Below are 781 nucleotides of genomic sequence, written 5' to 3'. Positions count from 1 at the left end.
AACGGCACATAGGCGATGCCGTCGCGGGCAAGGTCGTCGATCAGGGCGTCGTCGCCGCGATGCGCAAGATTGTACTGATTCTGCACGCAGACGATCTCGGCGATACGGCGCCCTTCGGCGATCTGCGCCGGCGTCACGTTGCTCAGCCCGATATGCCTGACCAAACCTTTTTGCTGAAGCCCGGCCAGGATGGTGAGTGGCGCTTCGATCGATCCCTCGGCGGGGCCATGGGTATCGAACATGATGCGCAGGTTGACGACGTCGAGCACATCGAGCCCAAGATTGCTTAGATTGTCGTGCACCGCCTGGGTCAGCGCCTCGGGAGAGAAAGCCGGCAGCCAGGAGCCATCGGGCCCGCGCCGCGCACCGATCTTGGTGACGATGACGAGATCGTCGGGGTAGGGTGCCAGTGCTTCGCGGATCAGCCGGTTGGTGACGTGCGGGCCGTAGAAGTCGCTGGTATCGATATGGTCGATCCCCTGCGCAATCGCCTCGCGCAGCACGGCCAATGCCGCGTCATGGTCCTTGGGCGGCCCGAACACGCCGGGCCCGGCGAGCTGCATGGCGCCGTAGCCGAGCCGCTTCACGGTGCGGCTGCCAAGCTTGAAGGTGGCGGGGGCGAAGGTGCCGGATTGTTGGATATTGGACATGATTGATCTCCTTTGAGGAGGCAGAGATAGGCGCTGCCCAACCTCGTGATAATCCGGTACAATCCACACAGGCCGTGCGGAATGGCGAACAATGATGGACCTCAGTGACCTGAACGCCTTCGTGGCGGTGG

Annotated in this window: 1 protein-coding gene; it reads right to left on the bottom strand. The window is 63.1% G+C overall.

Annotated elements, in window-relative coordinates; genetic code table 11:
- On the bottom strand, positions 1–650 hold a 650-nt coding region (locus tag EN893_RS36215), incomplete at its 3' end, for an oxidoreductase (protein ID WP_128362277.1).
- Positions 651–781: the final 131 nt, after the last annotated feature.

This window comes from Mesorhizobium sp. M7A.F.Ca.CA.004.04.2.1 (assembly GCF_004022825.1).
Taxonomy (GTDB): Bacteria; Pseudomonadota; Alphaproteobacteria; order Rhizobiales; family Rhizobiaceae; genus Mesorhizobium.
Note: the sequence above shows the minus strand (reverse complement) of the source record. Positions and strands in the feature narration are given on the sequence as shown.